2 pseudogenes are annotated in these 1,079 nt (G+C 49.7%); one reads left to right on the top strand and one right to left on the bottom strand.

The features are described from left to right. Positions 1-665: pseudogene (locus tag QZ506_RS20070) on the top strand (transposase); the annotation flags it as partial. Positions 666-906: 241 nt separating this feature from the next. Here QZ506_RS20070 and QZ506_RS20075 read toward each other — a convergent pair. Further along, positions 907-1,079 (bottom strand): annotated as a pseudogene (locus tag QZ506_RS20075) (IS5/IS1182 family transposase); the annotation flags it as partial.

The raw sequence follows: 1,079 nt of genomic DNA on the forward strand, positions 1-1,079 counted from the left end.
ATGATCGCGGTGTTGAAAGTCTTGCTGGCTATCTACTGAGTCTGGGTGACCGCCAGGTCGAATCCGTTAAAACCTTGTCGATGGACATGAATCCAGCCTATATAAGCGCAGCGCGGCTCCATCTGCCTAACGCGGTGGAGAAGATCGCGTTCGACCACTTCCATGTAGCGAAAATGCTCTGTGCCGTCGTAGATAAAACACGACAGTTGGAAATGAAAACCATCCCGCTGCCGATACGAAAAAGAGCACATCGTTCCCGTTATCTGTGGTTGTACGGCCGCCATAAACGTCATGGTCGAATAGCAGAAAGACTAGAAGCAGCGCAGAGGGTACTGCCTGATACCAACCGTTGCTGGGCAATGAAGGAGCTGGCCCGGTAACTCTGGAACCGCCGGTATGACGAACACAGCAGACGTCTGTGGCTGGAATGGATAGCGATGGCAAAAGACGTTGGTGTCCCGCTGCTAAGCAGCGCAGCCCGGACGTTACGTAAACGACTGTACGGGATCCTGAATGCTATGAAACACAGTGTATCAAACGGTAATGCAGAGTCACTAAACAGCAAGATAAGGCTGCTGCGGATCAAGTCCAGAGGATACCGGAACAAAGAGCGCTTTAAGGTGGCAGTTATGTCCCATTACGGCAGGTTAAACATGGGGTTATGAGTCTCCCACCATGATCGGGGAAGACCCAACAACATACAGGTGATTTTTTTGGTAAGATTTTGATAAATAACTAATTTATTAAAAAATAGGTAAGCATGAAAACAGAATGTGAAAACTGTGCGCGTGTTATCGGTAATCTGCGGCGTCGCGTTGTCGGTGAGAGCGATTTGGAACACAGCCTGGAGAGGCTTTGTTGAATAAATCAGAACTTGTAACGACTGCGCCCCATACGGTTCGATTGTTACGTGATGCGAATACTGTTCGGCATTCCTGATAGCGTGATCCGGTTAAGCGCTTTGAACATGGCCATGGCTTCACCCACCTGAGCATCGTAGTCTCTCAGACTTAGATGACCACCCAGAAGCCTTTTGAACCGGAACATGGCCGTTTCAGCCACTGAGCGCCGGTGATAGC

This window comes from Candidatus Symbiopectobacterium sp. (assembly GCF_020054415.1).
Classification (GTDB): Bacteria; Pseudomonadota; Gammaproteobacteria; order Enterobacterales; family Enterobacteriaceae; genus Symbiopectobacterium.